This window comes from Pseudomonas sp. SDO52101_S400 (assembly GCF_054071635.1).
The window spans coordinates 1-201 of the sequence record NZ_JBSVWF010000183.1 but is presented as its reverse complement, the minus strand read 5'-3'; the positions used below and the strand labels follow the sequence as shown (position 1 = coordinate 201).

1 protein-coding gene is annotated in these 201 nt (G+C 60.2%); it reads left to right on the top strand.

The window, feature by feature from the left end; all coding sequences use genetic code 11:
* Window positions 1-201, top strand: a 201-nt coding sequence (locus ACW9HX_RS29250) for a hypothetical protein (protein ID WP_457383231.1), incomplete at both ends; no start/stop codon positions are given.

Genomic DNA, 201 nt, shown 5'->3' with positions numbered 1-201 from the left:
TCACGACTCCGCTGGGCAGCACGCTGACCATCACCGGGTTCAATGCCACGACCGGCGTCGTCAGTTACAGCTACACCCTCGACCACAACGACGCGCATCCGACCGCCAACGGCGCTAATACGCTGAGCGAGCAATTCGCCGTCACCGTGGTGGATGACAACGGCACCACGGCAAATGCTTCTCTGGATGTGAACATCGTTG